The sequence below is a fragment of the Vibrio sp. 2134-1 genome (genome assembly GCF_033339495.1).
The window spans coordinates 1-725 of sequence record NZ_JAWOUS010000385.1 but is presented as its reverse complement, the minus strand read 5'-3'; the positions used below and the strand labels follow the sequence as shown (position 1 = coordinate 725).

2 protein-coding genes are annotated in these 725 nt (G+C 45.5%); both read right to left on the bottom strand.

The features are described from left to right. On the bottom strand, positions 1 to 302 hold a 302-nt coding region (locus R7R78_RS26155), incomplete at its 3' end, for a YqaA family protein (protein WP_029794701.1). Continuing rightward, a partial coding sequence (locus R7R78_RS26150; RefSeq protein ID WP_225474616.1) for a zinc-binding dehydrogenase occupies positions 296 to 725 on the bottom strand: 430 nt, incomplete at its 5' end. The genes R7R78_RS26150 and R7R78_RS26155, both read right to left, overlap by 7 nt.

The window sequence follows — 725 nt, the reverse complement described above, 5'->3', positions numbered from 1 at the left end:
TAGCCATATTTTGCTAGCCACTTTAAAGCGGTATGACCATGTTTTTCTTCTTGGGTTTTATTGGGGATCCATAACCCAAGCCAGTAATTGGTTAAGCCACCAAGCGTATTACCTATTGTGGCAACCAAAAGAATAGAAGAAACCGCATATTGATTGAGTGAGAGAGTTGCTATCAGCCCAGCTTCAGAGCCACCAGGCAGTAAGGTGGCGCTCAGAAAGCCCGTTAAAAAAAGCACCCACAATGCTGAATCAGAAAACCAAAGGGCTAAATGTTCAAAAGCTGAATTGAATGCGTCTAGCATGTCATATCAAGTAATACCTTGCCTCTCGTTCGCCCCGATTCCACTTGTTGGTGTGCGGCGATAACTTCAGCCATTGGGTAAATGTGTTGCACTTCTGTTTTAAGTAATCCCACACCTACCATGTACAACAACGTGTCTAACTGTGAAGGATCTGGCTCAACCAACATACCGCTTGCCTCGAAGCCTAACAGCTTGGCCTTGTCACAAATTAATTCAGCGCTAATCGTTGGTACCGTGATCACGCGGGCATTGTCTTTTAGGCACTTGAGGGCATCTAGAGCCGCATCGCCACCAACCAAATCAATTAAAACATCAACGCCTTCAACACGTTCTGACACTGGTGCAAATTGATAGTTCACTGCATGAGCGCCAAGTGTGGCGAGGTAGTCTAAATTTCGTTCACTGCAGGTGGTAAACACTTCG